A 16,600-nucleotide genomic window follows, 5' to 3' on the forward strand; every position below is an offset into this window, starting at 1 on the left:
AGTTTTTCCGTTAACGCACTGAATTTAGTCGGTAAATTCGATAATGTCGCGGATATCGGCAGGGCTGTACCCCTCGGCCCGGTAGGTGTGCAGGCTGCGGGCGTCATCGCGTTTGGCCAGCCGCTTGCCGTTCTCGTCCCGGATCAGCCGATGGTGATGATAGGCGGGCGTCGGCAGGTCCAGCAGCGCCTGCAAGAGGCGGTGAATGGCGGTCGCTTCAAAGAGATCCTCGCCGCGCGTCACCTCGGTGATGCCCTGCGCCGCATCATCGACCACGACCGCCAGATGATAGCTGGTGCCCATCTCGCGGCGCGACAAAATGATGTCACCGCAATGGGTTACCAGCCAGTCCTGATCCAGCCTGTGAAGGCCGCGAAAGGCGGGCCCGCTTTCTTGAAAGCCCTCGTCCCCGGAGAGAGTGGCCACGGCCCGCGCCATGTCCAGCCGGATCGCGTCGCCGGGCGCCGCATCCGCGATGCGCCTGTGGCGGCAGGTGCCGGGATAGACGAGGCCATCCGGGCCCACCAGCGGCGCGCCTTCTTGCGGTGCGGCAAGGGCGGCGCGGATATCGCCGCGCGTGCAGCGGCAAGGGTAGCATAAACCGCTTGAAATCAATCTGTTGAGAGCAGTTTCATAGGCGCCCCGCCGCTCGGATTGCCGCCAGACCGGTTCCGGCCAGCTCAGGCCCAGCCAATGCAGATCCTCATAGATCTGCGCTTCCCAGGCGGGGCGGCAGCGACTTTGGTCAATATCCTCGATCCTGAGCAGAAACGCACCCGGATCGGCGCGGCTGGCGGCAACAAATGCCGCCAGCGCATGGCCCAAATGCAGCGGGCCGGTGGGCGATGGCGCAAAGCGCGTGCGCTTCAGCTTTGGCGCGCAAGCCATTCGCTGAACACTTCTTTTGCCCGGTCGGTATAGGCTTTGTAGCGGTCCTTGCGTCCGCGACGTCCGCCCTTGGCCTCAATCGGCGGGAAGAGGCCGAAGTTGACGTTCATCGGCTGAAAGGTCTTCGCCTCGGCGCCGCCGGTGATGTGATGGATCAGCGCGCCCATCGCGGTTTCGCCCGAGGGGGCCTCAAGGCTGCGGCCCTGAATTTCCGCCGCGGCCAGACGTCCGGCCAAAAGCCCCATCGCGGCGCTTTCCACATAGCCTTCCACCCCGGTGATCTGCCCGGCAAAGCGGATATTCGGCCGCGATTTCAGCCGCATCTGTGCGTCAAGCAGCGTCGGTGAGTTGATGAACGTGTTGCGGTGAATGCCGCCAAGCCGGGCGAAAGACGCCTCGGCCAATGCCGGGATCATTTTGAGAACAGCAGTTTGTGCGCCGTACTTCATCTTGGTCTGAAAGCCGACGATGTTGTAAAGCGTGCCCAGAGCATTGTCGCGGCGCAGCTGCACCACCGCATAGGGTTTCACATCCGGCTGATGCGCATTGGTCAGGCCCACCGGCTTCATCGGGCCGAAACGCAGCGTCTCGCGCCCGCGCTCGGCCATCACTTCGATGGGCAGGCAGCCGTCGAAATAGCCCGCGGTTTCACCCTCATGAAACTCGGTCTTCTCGGCGGCCAGCAGCGCGTCGATGAAGGCCTCATATTCGTCTTTGGTGAGCGGGCAGTTCATATAGGCCGTCTGCTCTTCCAGCGTCTCGCCCTTGTCATAGCGCGACTGCATCCAGGCCTTGGTCATGTCCACGCTCTCGGCATAGACGATGGGGGCGATGGCATCGAAAAACGCCAGAGCCTCGGCCCCGGTCTCGGCGCGGATGCTCTCGGCCAGCGCGCCGGAGGTGAGGGGGCCGGTGGCGATGATCCAATGCCCCTCGGTGGGGAGTTCCGTCACTTCACCCTCGGCCACCGAGATCAGCGGGTGGCTGCGCAGCCGCGCGGTGACCGCTTCGGCAAAGGGATCGCGGTCGACGGCCAGCGCGCCGCCCGCGGGCAGGCGGTGGGCGCGGGCCATTTCCATGATCAGCCCGCCCGCGGCCCCCATCTCCCAATGCAGGAGGCCCACGGCGTTGCGCTCATCATCATCCGAGCGGAAGGAATTGGAGCAGACCATTTCGGCGAAAGAGCCGGTGCGGTGCGCGAAAGTGCCGACCTGCGGGCGCATCTCATGCAGCACCACCGGCACGCCGGCCTCGGCCGCTTGCCATGCTGCTTCTGATCCGGCCATGCCGCCGCCGAGGATGTGGAGTGTTTGTGTCATGGCCGGGTCATATCCGGCCCGGCAGACCAATGCAATTGCGCAGAATGGCCCCGGCGACACCGATGCCTGCGGCCGCTCAGAGCAGGGCGATCCGCTCGCGCCGCTCAGGGTCGGGATAGGGGCGGTAAAGCCCCACTTCGGCACGGCCGATCATGTGGTGGAATTGCTCGTAATGGCGCACGACGGTCTCATCGGCCTGTCCCAGCGCGTGGAAAGTGGCATCCAGATGCGCCAGCCCCTCAACCTCGATCTCGAGCAGGAAATCACAATGGCTGTCGGTGGCCAGGCCCAGTTTGCGCCGCATCAGCCGCCAGTTGACGATCATCGCGCGGTCTTTCAGATCGTTCAGCCAAACTTCCGCCGCCGCCGCAAAGGCCAAAGCCTTGGCATCGGATTTCAGCTCGATCATGCAGTGATAGAGATTCATCGCGTTCCTCCCGGACACTCGCCCTCAGTGAAACAGCAAGGTCTTGAGAAACGCTTAAATTCCGGGCGGCTGCCGCGGGGGGAGCCGCCCGGAAAGGGGTATCGACAAGAGGGGGATCAGAAGCCCGGCAGGATGTCTTGCAGGCCGCGGCTGCCGAAGGTGGTGCCCCGGTTGCCGCCAAAGGTCATTTTCACACCCAGGCCGACATAGGGCTCGACATTGTCATCGGGCAGGTCGGCGGCGCCGAATTCACCCGAGATCACCATACCGTCCTGCGGCGCGAAATCGGCGAGGGCGCCGACGCGGGTCAGGGTTTCCGAGCCGTCGTCGACATAGTCGAACCGGCCACCCAGCGAGAGACGGTCGCTCAGTGCATAATCGCTGCGCAGCCCCACCGCATTGCCCCGGCCATTGTCGCCGTCGATGAAGGTCAGGTTGCCCTCGACGTCGAACATGCCAAAGGTGTTGCGCGCCTCGATGCCCCAGAGGTCAAGGTTCTGCCCGGCCAGCCAGTCGCGGCCCGCAAAGGCACCGACAGAGGCGCCGTTGCTCATGTGATAGATGCCGTGCAGCGCAAAGTTCTGGCCGCTGTCGTCCAGAAAGCCGAATTGATGCGCGGCGATGTCGGTCTGGATCGAGAAGTTCGGGCCGAAACCCGCTTCCAGCGACCCGCCGAGCGATGCCTTGTTGGTGTCGCGCATGCCGTGGTCGGCGAAGGTGGAGTAGTTCAGCCCGACGCTGGCGCCGGTGATCTCAAAAGCACCCGCCAGTTGCGGCACGAGAGCCAGCGCCGAAAGCGCGGCGATAAGATGTTTTGCCATGTGTTTACTGCCTCGGTTTGTTGTTGGTTTTCTTTTGCTTAGTCCTATTGAAAACGCCACGCAATCCTGTCGCGGACCGCGTGGCGTAAACTTGCCGAGAGCTGCTTTCGCTGCTCTGGGTCAGGGGGGCCGGCTCACGCCTCCGGGGTCGGCTCCACGGCGATGTCGGCCTCGTCGCCCTGATCGGCGATGCGGGCGACCGAAACCACCTCTTCGCCTTTCGCGGTGTCAAACACCTTCACACCACCCGCCGAGCGGGAGCGGAAGCTGATCTGATCCACCGGGCAGCGGATCGACTGGCCGGTCGAGGTGGCCAGCATGACCTGATCGCCGGGTTCCACCGGGAAGGAGGCCACGAGCGCGCCACCGCGCATCGCCTTGTCCATCGCACCCACGCCCTGGCCGCCACGTCCGCGCACCGGATAGCCGTGCGAGGAAGAGATCTTGCCGGCGCCATTGGCGGTGATGGTCAGGATCAGATCCTCGGCCGCCGACATTTCGGCGTAGCGTTCGGGGCTCAGCTGGCCGCCCTCAACCGCCTCTTCGTCATCATCCGATTCCGTCGCGTCATCCAACGCACCCGCCACCAGACGGCGCTGTTTGAGATAGGCGGCACGCTCTTCAGCGCTGGCCTCGAAATGCCGGATGATCGACATCGACACGACCGTGTCCCCCTCGGCGAGGCGGATACCGCGCACGCCGGTGGAATCGCGGCCCTTGAACACCCGCACTTCCGTCGTCTGGAAGCGGATCGCCCGGCCGAGTGCGGTGACCAGCATCACGTCATCATCTTCGCCCGCGATGCGGGCGTTCACCAGCGTGATGCCCTCGGGCAGTTTCATCGCGATCTTGCCGTTGCGCATGACATTGGTGAAGTCGGACAAAGCGTTGCGCCGCACATCGCCCTCGGAGGTGGCGAAGACGATCTGCAGGTTGTCCCATTCTTCCTCGGGCGCATCCACCGGCATGATGGCGGCGATCGAGATGCCCGGCGGGATCGGCAGGATATTGACGATGGCCTTGCCCTTGGCGGTCCGGCCCGCCAGCGGCAGGCGCCAGCATTTCAGCTTGTAGACCATGCCGTCGGTGGTGAAGAACAACAGTTGCGTGTGGGTGTTGGCCACGAAGAGCGTGGTGACCACGTCATCTTCCTTGGTCGCCATCGACGACAGGCCCTTGCCGCCGCGCCGTTGCGCGCGGAACTCGGCCAGATTGGTGCGTTTGATATAGCCGCCCGAGGTGATGGTGACCACCATATCCTCGCGCTCGATGAGATCCTCATCGTCCATATCCCCGGCCCAGTCGATGATCTCGGTCCGGCGCGGCACGGCGAAATTGGCGCGCACCTCGCGGAGTTCGTTCGAGATGATCTCCATGATCCGCTCGCGGCTGGCCAGAATCGCCAGATAGTCGCGGATTTTCGCGGCCAGATCCTGCAGCTCGTCCGTCACCTCTTTCACGCCCATCGCCGTCAGGCGCTGCAGCCGCAGATCGAGGATCGCACGCGCCTGGGTTTCCGAGAGGTTATAGGTGCCATCCTCGTTCATCGGATGGGTCGGATCGTCGATCAGCCGGATATATTCGGCGATCTCATGCGCGGGCCAGCGCCGGGTCATCAGCCGCTCGCGCGCTTCTGCCGCATCGGCCGAGGCGCGGATGGTGCGCACCACCTCATCCACATTGGACACCGCCACCGCCAGACCACAAAGGATATGGCTGCGTTCCCGCGCCTTGCGCAGTTCAAACGCCGTACGGCGCGCCACAACTTCCTCGCGGAAGGTGATGAAATAGCTCAGAAAATCGCGCAGGGTCAGCTGCTCGGGCTTGCCACCGTTCAGCGCCAGCATGTTGCAGCCGAACGAGGTTTGCATCGCGGTAAAGCGGAAGAGCTGGTTCAAGACCACATCCGGCGTCGCATCGCGTTTCAGCTCGATCACGACGCGCACGCCGACGCGGTCGCTTTCGTCCTGCACATGCGCGATGCCTTCGAGTTTCTTGTCGCGGACCAGTTCCGCGATCTTCTCGATCATCGTCGCCTTGTTCACCTGATAGGGGATCTCGTCGATGACGATGGCATAGCGGTCCTTGCGGATCTCTTCCACGCGGGTTTTCGCGCGGATGATGACCGAACCCCGGCCCTCGATATAGGCCTTGCGGGCGCCGCCGCGGCCCATGATCAGCCCGCCCGTCGGAAAATCCGGGGCAGGGATGTACTGCATCAGCTCTTCCGAGGTCAGATCCGGGTTTTCGATCAGCGCCAGCGTGCCATCGACAACCTCGCCCAAATTGTGCGGCGGGATGTTGGTCGCCATGCCGACGGCGATACCGCCCGCGCCATTGACCAGCATGTTCGGGAAGCGCGCCGGCAGCACCGTCGGTTCGCGGTCCTTGCCGTCATAGTTGTCCTGAAAATCGACCGTGTCTTTTTCGATATCGGCCAGCAGGGCGGCGGCGGATTTGTCCATCCGCACTTCGGTGTAGCGCATGGCGGCGGCGCTGTCGCCGTCCATCGAGCCGAAGTTACCCTGTCCGTCGAGGAGCTTGAGCGACATCGAGAAGGGCTGCGCCATCCGCACCAGCGCGTCATAGATCGAGGCGTCACCATGGGGGTGGTATTTCCCCATCGTGTCGCCGACCGGGCGCGCCGATTTGCGGTAGGATTTGTCATGCGTATTGCCGGTCTCATGCATCGCGAACAGGATGCGGCGGTGCACAGGCTTCAGCCCGTCGCGCAGATCCGGGATCGCGCGGCTGACGATCACGCTCATTGCGTAATCGAGATAGGCGGTCTTCATTTCCTCGGCGATAGAGACCGTGGGGCCGTGATAGACCGGCGCATGCGGTTTTTCGTCTTCGGTTTCAGGCGTTTCAGGGGTATCGGTCACGCGGTTTCCGCCCTTGCTGTTTCTTCTAGATCTTGTTGGCCCGCACTATAGCCCAACGAGTGCTTGCGGTGCAATGGCACATGCCACCCACCGCTGCTTGCTGTGACCGCTGGCGCGGGATCAGGCGCGCCGCAGCGCCTTCAGCCAGAGGAGCGCCAGCAGGAACGAGAGGATCGCGTTCCAGCCCGCCATCGAAATTCCCATCAGCGACCAGGCAATCTCATCGCAGCGGATCAGCGGCGCCGCCATGATCTGATCCAGGAGCGCATCCGGCGACACTTGCGTGATATCGCCCGAGGTGCAGGTGTTCGGCCCCTCCCACCACTTCTGCTCGACGCCCACGTGATAGAGGCCAAGGCCGGAGGTGGCGAGGGCGGCCAGCGCCCCCAGCGCCAGCAGGATCGGCGCCGGGCCAAAGATCAGCACCAGCACCCCCAGGGCCACGGCGGCCATATGCGGATAGCGTTGCAGCCAGCACAGATGGCAGGGGGCATAGCCCATCACCTGAAAGCTGAAGGCCCCTGCCAGAAGGGCTGCGGAACCGGCGGCGGCGGCAAGCGCCAGTTTCAGACGGGTCATAGGAACCTCAAGGCATAGAAGCTGCCGACCAGCAGCACGACGAAAACGGTGAAGACCATGCCCAGGCGCTTTTCAATGAAATTGCGCACGGGCGGGCCGAATTTCCACAAAAGCGCCGCCACCAGAAAGAAGCGCAGCGCCCGGGCGAGAACCGCCACCGCAATGAACAGCGGCAGCGACAGATGCGTGGCGCCCGAGAAGATGGTGATGACCTTGAACGGGAACGGGGTGACCCCCGCCATCAGCACGGCCCAGCCGCCCCATTCATTGAACCGCAGCGAGAGATCCGCAAAAGCGGCTTCCTTGCCGTAAAAGGCCAGCAGCGGTTGTCCCACCACATCCATCAGCCCATAGCCGATGTAATAGCCCAGGCACCCGCCCAGCACCGAGGCGATGGTGGCGATCAGCGCGATGCGAAACGCCCGGTCGGGCCGCGCGAGGATCATCGGGATCATCAGCACATCGGGCGGGATCGGAAAGAACGAGCTTTCGACAAAGGCGACAATCGCCAGCGCCCAGAGCGCGTGGCGGCTTTCCGCCAGCGACATCGTCCAGTCGTATAATCTGCGGATCATTCAGCGCCCCTCATGCGTTCTTGTCTGTCGGATGGTCCGTTTGGCTTGGTTTGGCCTGCGCCTGCGCGGGCGTCAAGCGATAGGGGGCTTTTGAGACAGCGGCGCGACGGTTAGTCTCGTCAACGTGACCAGTGCGCTGAATTCGGCGGCACCAACCCCGGGGTGGAGGATAGTCGGGATGCAATGGCGGGGACGGCGGCAGAGCCGCAACATCGAGGACCGGCGCAGTGCGGGCGGGATGTCGGGGGGCAGGATGTCGGGGGGTGGCAGCCGCCGCGGCGGCGCGGGCCTGCCGATTGGTGGCGTGGGACTGGTGGCCGTTGTGGTGATCGGCTACTTCTTCGGGATCGACCTGACCCCGCTTCTGGACGGCGGCACCAGCACCAGCACCAGCACCGCCTCGCGCCCCGCCGCGCTCAGCGCGGAGGATAAGGAGATGGGCGATTTCGTCGCCGTCACCTTGGGCGATACCGAACAGGTCTGGGACGGGATCTTCCGCGCGCAGGTCGGCGAGGCCTATCGTCCGGTGACCCTCGTTCTGTACAGCGGCGTCACCCGCTCCTCCTGCGGCAATGCCTCGGGGGCGACGGGGCCGTTTTACTGCCCGGTGGATCAGAAGGTCTATCTTGATACCGCGTTCTTCCGTACGCTTTCGGGGCAGCTGGGGGCCAAGGGCGATTTCGCCGCCGCCTATGTCGTGGCGCATGAGGTCGCGCATCATGTGCAGGATGAGCTGGGGATTCTGAGCAAGGTGAATGCCGAGCGCGCGCGGGTGGGCGAGGCGGCCTCCAATGCCCTCTCGGTGCGGATTGAGCTGCAGGCCGATTGCTTCTCGGGTGTCTGGGCGAAAGCGGCGGGGCAGATGCTGGGCTCGATCGAGCCGGGGGATATTGCCGAAGCCTCGGGCGCCGCGCGCCGCATTGGGGATGACACGTTGCAGCGCAACGCGGGCCGGGTGCCGATGCCGGAAAGCTTCACCCACGGTACTTCGGCGCAGCGCGAGAGCTGGTTCACCAAAGGCTACAGAAGCGGCCGGCTGGACAGCTGTGACACTTTCGCGGCGCGCAAGATCTGAGCGCGGTTGCTGGGACGCCCGCGCACCAGCCCCCATCAAATGCACGGATGATGCCCGGGCGGGAGGGGGCGGCCGAACCGCCGGGAAGATCGCCGCACCTGTCCGCGCGGAGGGCCGGACCTGCGCGCCCCTGCAGGCTGACCCGTCAGAGGCGCGCGGGAAAAGTGCTTTGCGGGGGCAGGGTTGCCAGATCCCGGGGGGACGGATCGCGGGGACGGCAGGGCGGCAACACCATGGCTTATCCGGCACGGAGGTGCGGTATTTTTTCGCCAAAGGCCGCTTTGCCCCTCTTGTCTTGCTCGGCGCGGGAGGCTAAACGCAGAGCAGTTGTGCCCGAGTGGTGGAATGGTAGACGCAGGGGATTCAAAATCCCCCGCCGCGAGGCGTGTCGGTTCGAGTCCGACCTCGGGTACCACCTTGAATTAAAAGCGAAAATGTCAGTGATCTAGTTCTGACATTTTTGCTTTATTCACAAACATTCACTCGCGCGTTCACTCTTTCCCGTTTTGGTCCCGCTTCGTTCCAAGCTCATGCGCTGCCTTTGAGCGCCGTTTGCGACTCGCCTGGCGCCGGTAGAAGGCGACCATTTCGGCGCTCTGATTGGTGATCGCCTGGATCTGTGCGTCGGTGCATCCGGCTTCGGCAAGTCGCACGATAGCCAGCTTGCGCAGGCCATGCAGCGAGAAGGGCGCGGCCGCGTCGCCAAGCGTCATGCGCCAGCCCCGAAATGCTTTTTCGACTGTGTTATAGCCCATCGGCTCAGTCAGGTTTTTCGCCAGCACGTAAGCGCCGGATTTCGGTAACTCAGCGAGATAGTTGCGCAGCGGTTGCGGACAGAAAACCTCGAAACGCTCCGCATTCTTTTCGTCGAGCACCTCCATCCAGTCGCCCCGGAAATGCTCACGGCGCATGGTTATCGCCGCATTGGGGCGTTGTCCGGTGCCAAGGATCAACTCGGCCGCAGTCCGGACGTGGCTCGGGGCCGTCGGCAGTTTCGCAACCATCCATTCTGGCCACGGCAGAAACTCGCGCTGCTTGCCATAGAGTTCAATACCTTCGGCGACGTTCTTCACTTCCCAGTCGAGCGTTTTAGCGGCAAAATTCAGCAACAGGCTGATGATCTGTACGTACCAGTCCGCCTTGCGCGGCGTGTCGCGGTACTTTTGATGGATCGCGCGGATGTGGGCGCGGGTCATCGAGGCCACGTCCTTATCGGCATTCTTCGCCAGAATCTCTTCGATCACGCGGTCGTAGGGTTTGCGGGTGCTGGCTGCCAGCTTTCGGTATTTTACCGATGACCGATATTCACGAACCAATACACGCCAGGAAGTCTTGGACGGTGGCGGGGCCAGCTTTTCGGACATGCCCGAGCGCAACGCCCAGTATTCCCGGTCGAACTCCGGCGTGTCTGGCGCCGCATTGATCCTGATCTCGCGGGCGCGCCGCTTGCCGCCCTCGGTCCAGTTGATCCGGAAATAGGCGCGGCGGGTTTTGCCGCACATGCGCCAGATGATGTAGGGGCGGTCCGATTTTTTCACAGTTCAAAATCCGATTGAGGCCTGAATTTCCTACCGGTCACGATGGCTTCGAGCTCGGCAACGGGCCAGCGCTCATGTTTTCCCAGCGCTACTGGCCTTGGAAGCGCACCGACTTCGACCAATGTATCGAAATCGGATGGCTTCAGGTCGAGCATCTTTGCCGCTGTGAGGCGGGTTGCTGCGATGACCGTCACTTTACCCATGTCGGGCCTCCTGTTCCTGGGCACATCCGCCCCATTGGTTTGCGCAGGCTTCGGCGATGCCGGTGAAGCTGCGGGATCTGAATTTCCAGCGGTCCGGCCCGGGTGGTGCGCGGTGGATCGCGGACCAGGCTTTGTGCCGCGCGGGTTCCAGCGCCTTCCTGGGCGGCGTCAGGCGGTTGCTGGCGGTCAGCGGGGCGAGGCCGCGCAGATAGAAGCCGGTCGCCTTGAAGAAGGGCTCGCCAAACCACCAGGGCTGCACGATCTGCGGCTTTGGCAGATCGGCGGGCAGCAGCGCGCGGGCGTGGCGGTGCATCACCGGGTTCTCGATGGCGATGCGCGGGATCGGGGCGCGCCAGCAGTCCGAGAAGAGCGCAGCACCCGCTTCCAGCTCGGCCTGCATTTCGGCGGCGGTGCGGCCGGGCGGCGGGACGTGCAGCCAGCGGACGCCGGATTTGCAAAGCCGCGTGCAGGGCGGATGCATCACGGCGAGCATGTCCCAACCATCGTTCAGATGGTCGCGGATCTCGCCCCGGATGTGGCGGTTGCTGCCAAAGGTGGTGAGTTCATGGATGCTTTCGTGGCCGAGGGCGATGACATCCGCCGCCTGCGGGCGCGGGTCGGAACCGGCGTCGCCATGCAGATCCGCCGGATCCGGCCCTCCGCCCGGGGCGCTGCCGCGCGGGGCATCATCACCGATCTGGCGCTGGTGGATGCCGTCTGCCTGGAGGAACTGACGCTGAGCGCGGTGCTGACGCGGTTCGGCTGGGTCTCGGACGGGAAGAACCGCGAGGCGCTGCGGAAGGCCTTGGGCGCGGCACTGGACCGGATGGCCGGGGCAGGGCGGCGCTGAGGGGCAGGGTGGAGGGGCGGCCGGTCCGCTCCCGCCGCTCGTAAGCCGTGTGGCGAGGCTTATCAGAGCCGCTCTTTGCCGTCGGTCGTGTCCGGCGCAGCACGTAGCCAGTACGGTGCGTGAAGGGCGGAGAGCCGCCCGATGCATGTGCGGCAGCGCGATTGCAGCATCCGGCAAAAGCAGCCGTTCGTTCACTGCGCCGCATTTCCGGCTTCGGATCGACGTGAGGGGCGGAGAGCGGACTTTCGTTGCGCTTATCACGAACGACGGCACTGCGCAGATCGCGACCTTTGCAAAGTTCAGGCCGCAGGGTCTCGCTGAATGGTAAGGACGGCCCAGAGCTGCCAATCGGCCCCAAAGAATGCTGCAAGGCAGCAATCCCGGAAGCCGCCGCTTGAGTGGCGGCGCAATCACACCGTCCACGAAGGCAGTATTCGCACCACCGTGACCGAGTTTTTCACCCGATCAATACGGAAGCCTTGCGCCGCGCCCCTGCAGCGATGGAGGCTGACACAGCCAAGGGAAAGATCGTCATCGAAATATTCTGAGCGTTAACACAAACAATTGGGCGCGCAGGCAAGGGCTTTTTTCACCCCAGAGTTTCCAAGTCTTTCCTGAGCAATCTTCGCATTTCGGATTGCCAATCTGCGGATGCAATCTAGAGTAGATTAATCCCCCGGAGGATCACCTATGTCGCCAAGCATACGCCAGTCTAAGCGGTCATACCCTCTTGCCCAGAGTCACTCCCGGTGTTTCGCCAAATTGCTGGCGATAAGCATGCATGAAACGCCCCAGATGTGTCGCACCGCTGACGAGTTCGCTTTGGGTGACGTTTTGCCCGCCAGACAAGAACCTGACCCGCGCGGCACTAAGACGGATGTTGGCCGGAACCTCTTGCGGCGTGGCATAGCCTGCTTCTCGAAAAGCGACCTGAAGAGCTCGACAACTGCACCCCGTCCGCGCGCCAACGCCGCGACCAACATCGTTTCGGCGTGGCGGTCCCGCCTCACCGCAATGTCCCAAGCCACGCGCCGTCTTCCGAGCGAGGCGGTGAAGTGATCTGGGCCTGCAAATGCGAGCGCGTGATCAACGGTCAGCGCGTTGAAGGCCGCCACCTGTCCGCGACCGAGCAGTCCCGCTCGGTCAGTCGACAGCATGTGGCCCGCGCGCACGCGGGGTCGCGCGATTACGGCAGAGTCCGCGTCCCGGCGTGGGGCAATCCGGCTGGGCCTCAGATCCTCGACCTCCAGCACCTTCCGAAGGGTCGCGAAAAGACGCGTCAGCACAGCCGCCGGGCAGGAAGCACGGCGCGGGCGCGCTGTCATAGGGCGGCGGCCGTTGGGCGCGCAGGCCAGTACAGCTTCCGCGTCAGCACCGACCCTGTCGTCTTGCACGGCGCAGGTGATGCGGCCCGCCCAAGGGAACCGCAATGTCACCCTGTGAGGTTCTTTCAGGCCAATCTCATGCGAGGTCGACCAGACGCTGGCCAGCACCATCTGCTCCGCACTGAGGCGGTGAACTGCCAACCGCCCCGCAGCAATCAGAAAGCGGAAGCTGCCGGTGCGGTGAAAAAGCTGAGGCACTTGCTCTGCGCCTGCGGTTCCCTCAGGACTGTCGACGTGATTGTGCGAAGCTTTCAGCCACCTGCCGCTCCGCCGGCAAGAATTAGGTTCAAACGCCAATTACGGAACCACCTCTTGTCTTTCGCCTCTGCCTTGGCACCCTGCTGCCTGAAAAAGTCAAAACAGCACTCACAAAAAGGATCGTTTCCATGATGTTGCGCAAACTGAGCCGACTCTGTGCTCTGCTTCTGATGATCAGTGGCATGCCCGCACTTGCCGATGATGTCCGCCGCGAGACTGTGCATTTCGCAGCGGGCACATCGGGTGCGACACTCACATCAATGGTGAAGGGCTACAATTCCGTTCAATACAGCCTGTCTGTCAGAGCGGGTCAGAAAATGAGCGTGCAACTCGACGCTGGCAACCCCAGTCTCTACTTCAACATCACCGCGCCGGGGGCCAATGAGGCGCTTTACAACAGCTCAATGGATGGAAACGGCACCACGGTGGCCATCCCTTCCAGCGGCAAATATGTGATCGACGTCTATCTGATGCGCAACGCCGCGCGGCGCAACGAGACGGCGGATTACACCCTGACCCTCTACGTTGAATAACCCGGACGATGGAGACAGCCATGAAATACCCCATATTTACTTTGGGCGCTCTGGCGCTGACGGCCTGTGTTGAAGGGACATCCAGCCCCGGCGACTTTCCCGCGGATGTGCTGGCCTGCAAGCAGGCGATGGCGTTCCGCGAGCGCACCACGCCAACCTTTATCGAGGTGGTCAGCGCTGCGCCGCTGCGCGATGGTTCGGGTATTCAGATGTTTCTGACCCATAATGGGCAGAACATGACGATCTGCCGCACCAACAACAGCGCTCAGGTCAAAGAGCTCTTTGCCTACGGCTGATCCGGGCGGCGGGGTGCGTTCCGCGTCCCGCCACACAGCTTTCTTAGGACCGCGAGGCAGAGACGCCATGACCAAATTACCTGACTTTCCCTATTATTCGGGTCGACCCGTCCTGCTGACGGGGCGGCACTGGCTGATCCTTATGGCAGCGCTTGCCATCGCTTTTTCTGCCCTGGTCCTGTTGCCAATTCAGACATTTCCACAAAGCCTGATCCCTGCACTCCTGTTCCTGTGCATCCCGTTGCTGGCGCTGCGATGGGTGGCTGGGCCGCATTGGACCGCGCTGTTCCGCAGGGTTGGGCTGCGCCAGATCGGGCAGATGCTGCTGTTTGCCCTGCTGACGCTGGCCGGATCGATGGGGGTGGCGTTGATCCTGTCGCAGTTCTTTTCGTTCAGCGACAACCCCGTGTCTGCCGCTATGGGCGAGATGACCACATCTGACCTGATCGCGCGACTGACCCCCACGATCCCGCAGCTGATCGGTGAAGAGCTTTTCGGAATCGTGCCGTTCCTCGCCGTATTGTGGCTCTGTGTCACCCGTCTTGGTCTGTCGCGCAGGGTTGGCATTGGGGCAGCGCTGATCGTGTCAGCCCTGATCTTCGGGGCGGCGCATCTGCCGACCTATGACTGGAACTGGGCGCAGGCGCTGATCGTGATCGGATCGGCGCGGGTATTCCTGACGCTTGCCTATATCGTGACCCGCAACCTGTGGGTGTCCAGCGGGGCGCATATTCTGAATGACTGGTCCGGTTTCCTCTTTGCTTTTGCCCTCGGCCATGCACCGATGGGCAGTGAAAGTTGAGGACTGCCATGGCCCTGTCCCATGATGCCGCGATCCGCCTGAAAGCTCTCGGCTGGGCGCTGGTCGTGATTTTCTTTCTGATTGGCGCACCGTTATTGTGGGCCGCGTCGCCCATGATCTTTTGGACTGTGATCCTCTCAGGGACCCTGATCGGACTTGTCGTGTTCGGAACCCGCCGCCTGTTCACTGGCCACAGAGCGCGATCAGGATCGGGGCTGACAGCCATGCTGATCGGAGCGGGCCTGCTGACCGGCCTTGTTGCGGCACCCGGCTGGTGGCTGGTGCTGCAACCGGCATTGCATCCGCTGGCCGTGCCCCGGGTCACGCTCAGTGATGGCAAGCGCGAGGTGGTCTTTCAGGGCATGGTGCATGTCGGATCGGAGCAGTTCTACCGTTCGGTCAGCTATGACCTGATCCGGGCAAAGGACGCAGGCTATGTGCTGTTCTTTGAAGGCGTTCAGCCCGGCACGCCCGAGGCTGAGGCCTGGCTGGACGCCGCCACCCATTCCGGTGGCGATCTGAACGCGCAATATGGCAGGATCGGCGAGATCTGCGGGCTGAGCTTTCAGGGCGACTTCCTGGCCTTCCTCCAGCGGGATCAGGCGCTGGACCCCATGCATCTGGTCACCGCCGATGTCACGACGACAGAGATGTATGAAGAATGGCAGCGTCAGGTTGCCGCCAATCCGGCATTGGCCGACGCGCTGCCGCAGGGCGCGGGCACGGACAGTGCAGGTTTCAACATGTCGCGTCTGATCGAATTTGCCGCGGGCCTTCACGGCAGCCAGAAAGATCTGCTGGCCGCCGCTTGCCGGGGCATGTTCTCGGTGATCCTCGGCGATGCAGAAGGCCCGGATGCCCTGAACGCCGTGATCCTCGATTTCCGCAATCAGCGTCTGGCGGACCGTATTGCCTCACGTCCTGAGGCGAATATTTACATCACCTATGGCAGCGGGCATTTCCCCGGTCTGTTCCGCGAAATGCAGTCCCGCGATCCTGAATGGCAGATCGTCGGCACCAACTGGACCACCGCCATCGTTCCGCCAGATGATGCGACGGGTCAATTGGCCGTGGCACCCTAGCTCTTTTTCAGTTGCTGAACGTGACCGGTCCGCTGAGCAAGGACAGTGCCATGGTCGCCATAAAGCAGACCGCGCCAAGCATGATCGCCACCGCCGTCTGCCCCATCGCCCGGGAACGGCTGGTGTTGCGGTGGATCATGAAGCCCCGCGTCAACGCCACCGCATACCAGATCAGCCCCGACACGAACAAAGCGCATGCGGCCAGGCCAGCTCTCTCATAAGGGGCATTCACGAGCATCATCGCCAGATCCAGCGCCAGCACAAAAGGCACAGTGACATAACATTGCGCATAGAACATCGGCCTCAAAGTCTTGCGGCTGAGCGCTTGACCCGACAGGCGGACATGCTGGATCCCCAACAAGAGTGGGAACAGGCTGAACGCCACCGCCCGAAGGATCAGCAGGTTGCGCTGATCGGAGAGCAGCCCCTCAAAGACTGCGTCGTTGTGGAATATGCCGGTCTGGATGCTATGGGCGATGATCAGCGTCAAGAACAGAAAGATCGGCGGGCTCAAGGCGCTAGCGAACTGGTCCTCCGGCGGGCGGGTCAGCTCCTGCTCCGCATATGCGATCATTGAAATCGGCCGTATTATGCAGCGCCAAAGGGTCAGCGGGTAAAAGACCAGCCAAGAGACAACTTCGTAAAGCAGTTGTTCCGCCGAGCGGAGAAGGTTCATGAAGTCCATAACGTGCCTGTGTTTTGGGGTCGACCGACCGTAGCGCAAAGGCCTGCATCTAACCAAGGAGCAGATTGCATCCGGCCGTTCAATTCCTCCGGCTGCTGGATCAAGATACGCGAAGCGTCGGGCGTGGTCTTCGCTCTCCCCGCCTAGGCTAGACCTTTATGTGCGGGCCTTGCGAATGACTGCTTTCCCGATTTTCTTCGGTGCCAGGCGACATCGTCATCAGGCCGATCGCTGCCCGACCTGCATGAGCAGTCTTCGCGCCAAGGCGGCAATTGGCGGGTCTGCTTTGGGCTGCGACCGGTCATACCCGGCGCCTGGCACGATGAGCTGCTGCCGGTTTCGTGGACAGCAGGTTAAGCTAGCATATCGCGGGCCTCGAACTCCATCGGGCTGAGGTAG

General features: G+C 63.0%; 18 protein-coding genes and 1 tRNA gene. 7 read left to right on the forward strand and 12 right to left on the reverse strand.

Going from position 1 to position 16,600, the window contains the following annotated elements; all coding sequences use genetic code 11:
- Window positions 1–24 precede the first annotated feature (24 nt).
- The 7 genes from gluQRS to ACEN2S_RS18120 all read right to left on the reverse strand — a co-directional run bounded on the left by gluQRS (window position 25) and on the right by ACEN2S_RS18120 (window position 7,494).
- The gene (gene gluQRS / locus ACEN2S_RS18090) at window positions 25–888 is read right to left on the reverse strand and encodes a tRNA glutamyl-Q(34) synthetase GluQRS (RefSeq protein ID WP_441868643.1); all 864 of its coding nucleotides are present in this window, start codon (window positions 886–888) and stop codon (window positions 25–27) included.
- Window positions 867–2,207 (reverse strand): methylenetetrahydrofolate--tRNA-(uracil(54)-C(5))-methyltransferase (FADH(2)-oxidizing) TrmFO, encoded by a 1,341-nt coding sequence (trmFO, locus tag ACEN2S_RS18095; RefSeq protein ID WP_441868646.1) that lies wholly within the window; start codon window positions 2,205–2,207, stop codon window positions 867–869. Before trmFO ends, gluQRS begins: the two co-directional genes overlap by 22 nt.
- A gap of 76 nt (window positions 2,208–2,283) precedes the next feature.
- Window positions 2,284–2,634: a DUF6614 family protein gene (locus ACEN2S_RS18100; protein ID WP_441868649.1), complete on the reverse strand. Its 351-nt coding sequence runs from the start codon at window positions 2,632–2,634 to the stop codon at window positions 2,284–2,286.
- 116 nt (window positions 2,635–2,750) lie between these two features.
- Complete coding sequence (locus ACEN2S_RS18105) at window positions 2,751–3,455, reverse strand: hypothetical protein (protein WP_441868652.1); 705 nt, start codon at window positions 3,453–3,455, stop codon at window positions 2,751–2,753.
- 134 nt (window positions 3,456–3,589) lie between these two features.
- A complete protein-coding gene (gyrA, locus tag ACEN2S_RS18110) occupies window positions 3,590–6,340 on the reverse strand; it encodes a DNA gyrase subunit A (RefSeq protein ID WP_441868655.1) in 2,751 nt (916 codons plus the stop codon).
- A 120-nt stretch (window positions 6,341–6,460) separates the two neighbouring features.
- Entirely contained in the window at window positions 6,461–6,919 is a 459-nt protein-coding gene (locus ACEN2S_RS18115; protein ID WP_441868658.1) for a disulfide bond formation protein B, read from the reverse strand.
- Window positions 6,916–7,494, reverse strand: coding sequence for a YqaA family protein (locus ACEN2S_RS18120; RefSeq protein ID WP_441868661.1), 579 nt, complete (start codon window positions 7,492–7,494; stop codon window positions 6,916–6,918). Before ACEN2S_RS18120 ends, ACEN2S_RS18115 begins: the two co-directional genes overlap by 4 nt.
- Window positions 7,495–7,672: 178 nt before the next feature.
- On the opposite strand from ACEN2S_RS18120, the gene ypfJ reads away from it, so the two are divergent.
- Together ypfJ and ACEN2S_RS18130 are read left to right on the forward strand one after the other, a co-directional pair.
- Entirely contained in the window at window positions 7,673–8,569 is an 897-nt protein-coding gene (gene ypfJ / locus ACEN2S_RS18125) for a KPN_02809 family neutral zinc metallopeptidase (protein ID WP_441868664.1), read from the forward strand.
- Window positions 8,570–8,900: 331 nt separating this feature from the next.
- Window positions 8,901–8,984 (forward strand) — tRNA-Leu (locus ACEN2S_RS18130).
- Window positions 8,985–9,060: 76 nt separating this feature from the next.
- Here the strand turns inward: ACEN2S_RS18130 and ACEN2S_RS18135 are convergent.
- The 3 genes from ACEN2S_RS18135 to ACEN2S_RS18145 are packed head-to-tail and all read right to left on the reverse strand — an operon-like array spanning window position 9,061 to window position 10,902.
- Window positions 9,061–10,107: a tyrosine-type recombinase/integrase gene (locus tag ACEN2S_RS18135; RefSeq protein WP_441868667.1), complete on the reverse strand. Its 1,047-nt coding sequence runs from the start codon at window positions 10,105–10,107 to the stop codon at window positions 9,061–9,063.
- A complete protein-coding gene (locus ACEN2S_RS18140) occupies window positions 10,104–10,310 on the reverse strand; it encodes a hypothetical protein (protein WP_441868670.1) in 207 nt (68 codons plus the stop codon). Before ACEN2S_RS18140 ends, ACEN2S_RS18135 begins: the two co-directional genes overlap by 4 nt.
- Window positions 10,303–10,902, reverse strand: coding sequence for a hypothetical protein (locus ACEN2S_RS18145; RefSeq protein ID WP_441868702.1), 600 nt, complete (start codon window positions 10,900–10,902; stop codon window positions 10,303–10,305). The genes ACEN2S_RS18140 and ACEN2S_RS18145 overlap by 8 nt, the downstream gene beginning before the upstream one ends.
- On the opposite strand from ACEN2S_RS18145, the gene ACEN2S_RS18150 reads away from it, so the two are divergent.
- Entirely contained in the window at window positions 10,822–11,160 is a 339-nt protein-coding gene (locus tag ACEN2S_RS18150) for a hypothetical protein (protein ID WP_441868705.1), read from the forward strand. The genes ACEN2S_RS18145 and ACEN2S_RS18150 overlap by 81 nt on opposite strands.
- Before the next feature lie 720 nt (window positions 11,161–11,880).
- Here the strand turns inward: ACEN2S_RS18150 and ACEN2S_RS18155 are convergent.
- Window positions 11,881–12,183 carry a helix-turn-helix domain-containing protein gene (locus ACEN2S_RS18155; protein WP_441868673.1) on the reverse strand — a complete coding sequence of 101 codons (303 nt, stop codon included), beginning with the start codon at window positions 12,181–12,183 and terminating at the stop codon, window positions 11,881–11,883.
- Window positions 12,184–13,126: 943 nt separating this feature from the next.
- On the opposite strand from ACEN2S_RS18155, the gene ACEN2S_RS18160 reads away from it, so the two are divergent.
- From ACEN2S_RS18160 to ACEN2S_RS18175, 4 genes are all read left to right on the forward strand, one after another.
- Window positions 13,127–13,336 (forward strand): hypothetical protein, encoded by a 210-nt coding sequence (locus ACEN2S_RS18160; protein WP_441868676.1) that lies wholly within the window; start codon window positions 13,127–13,129, stop codon window positions 13,334–13,336.
- A gap of 20 nt (window positions 13,337–13,356) precedes the next feature.
- Window positions 13,357–13,632 (forward strand): hypothetical protein, encoded by a 276-nt coding sequence (locus ACEN2S_RS18165; protein ID WP_441868678.1) that lies wholly within the window; start codon window positions 13,357–13,359, stop codon window positions 13,630–13,632.
- 67 nt (window positions 13,633–13,699) lie between these two features.
- Window positions 13,700–14,434, forward strand: coding sequence for a CPBP family intramembrane glutamic endopeptidase (locus tag ACEN2S_RS18170; protein WP_441868681.1), 735 nt, complete (start codon window positions 13,700–13,702; stop codon window positions 14,432–14,434).
- 224 nt (window positions 14,435–14,658) lie between these two features.
- Window positions 14,659–15,516 carry a hypothetical protein gene (locus ACEN2S_RS18175; RefSeq protein ID WP_441868684.1) on the forward strand — a complete coding sequence of 286 codons (858 nt, stop codon included), beginning with the start codon at window positions 14,659–14,661 and terminating at the stop codon, window positions 15,514–15,516.
- A gap of 7 nt (window positions 15,517–15,523) precedes the next feature.
- Here ACEN2S_RS18175 and ACEN2S_RS18180 read toward each other — a convergent pair whose 3' ends face one another.
- Entirely contained in the window at window positions 15,524–16,201 is a 678-nt protein-coding gene (locus ACEN2S_RS18180; protein ID WP_441868687.1) for an MFS transporter permease, read from the reverse strand.
- Window positions 16,202–16,600: the final 399 nt, after the last annotated feature.

It is taken from the genome of Phaeovulum sp. W22_SRMD_FR3, assembly GCF_052113705.1.
Lineage (GTDB): Bacteria > Pseudomonadota > Alphaproteobacteria > Rhodobacterales > Rhodobacteraceae > JBGQOG01.

Bases quoted from the DNA above. Each gene is read 5' to 3' on its own strand.
- gluQRS (WP_441868643.1), bottom strand. From the start codon at position 888: ATGGCTTGCGCGCCAAAGCTGAAGCGCACGCGCTTTGCGCCATCGCCC.
- trmFO (WP_441868646.1), bottom strand. From the start codon at position 2,207: ATGACACAAACACTCCACATCCTCGGCGGCGGCATGGCCGGATCAGAA.
- ACEN2S_RS18100 (WP_441868649.1), bottom strand. From the start codon at position 2,634: ATGAATCTCTATCACTGCATGATCGAGCTGAAATCCGATGCCAAGGCT.
- ACEN2S_RS18105 (WP_441868652.1), bottom strand. From the start codon at position 3,455: ATGGCAAAACATCTTATCGCCGCGCTTTCGGCGCTGGCTCTCGTGCCG.
- ACEN2S_RS18115 (WP_441868658.1), bottom strand. From the start codon at position 6,919: ATGACCCGTCTGAAACTGGCGCTTGCCGCCGCCGCCGGTTCCGCAGCC.
- ACEN2S_RS18120 (WP_441868661.1), bottom strand. From the start codon at position 7,494: ATGATCCGCAGATTATACGACTGGACGATGTCGCTGGCGGAAAGCCGC.
- ypfJ (WP_441868664.1), top strand. From the start codon at position 7,673: ATGCAATGGCGGGGACGGCGGCAGAGCCGCAACATCGAGGACCGGCGC.
- ACEN2S_RS18140 (WP_441868670.1), bottom strand. From the start codon at position 10,310: ATGGGTAAAGTGACGGTCATCGCAGCAACCCGCCTCACAGCGGCAAAG.
- ACEN2S_RS18150 (WP_441868705.1), top strand. From the start codon at position 10,822: ATGGTCGCGGATCTCGCCCCGGATGTGGCGGTTGCTGCCAAAGGTGGT.
- ACEN2S_RS18165 (WP_441868678.1), top strand. From the start codon at position 13,357: ATGAAATACCCCATATTTACTTTGGGCGCTCTGGCGCTGACGGCCTGT.
- ACEN2S_RS18170 (WP_441868681.1), top strand. From the start codon at position 13,700: ATGACCAAATTACCTGACTTTCCCTATTATTCGGGTCGACCCGTCCTG.
- ACEN2S_RS18175 (WP_441868684.1), top strand. From the start codon at position 14,659: ATGCTGATCGGAGCGGGCCTGCTGACCGGCCTTGTTGCGGCACCCGGC.
- ACEN2S_RS18180 (WP_441868687.1), bottom strand. From the start codon at position 16,201: ATGGACTTCATGAACCTTCTCCGCTCGGCGGAACAACTGCTTTACGAA.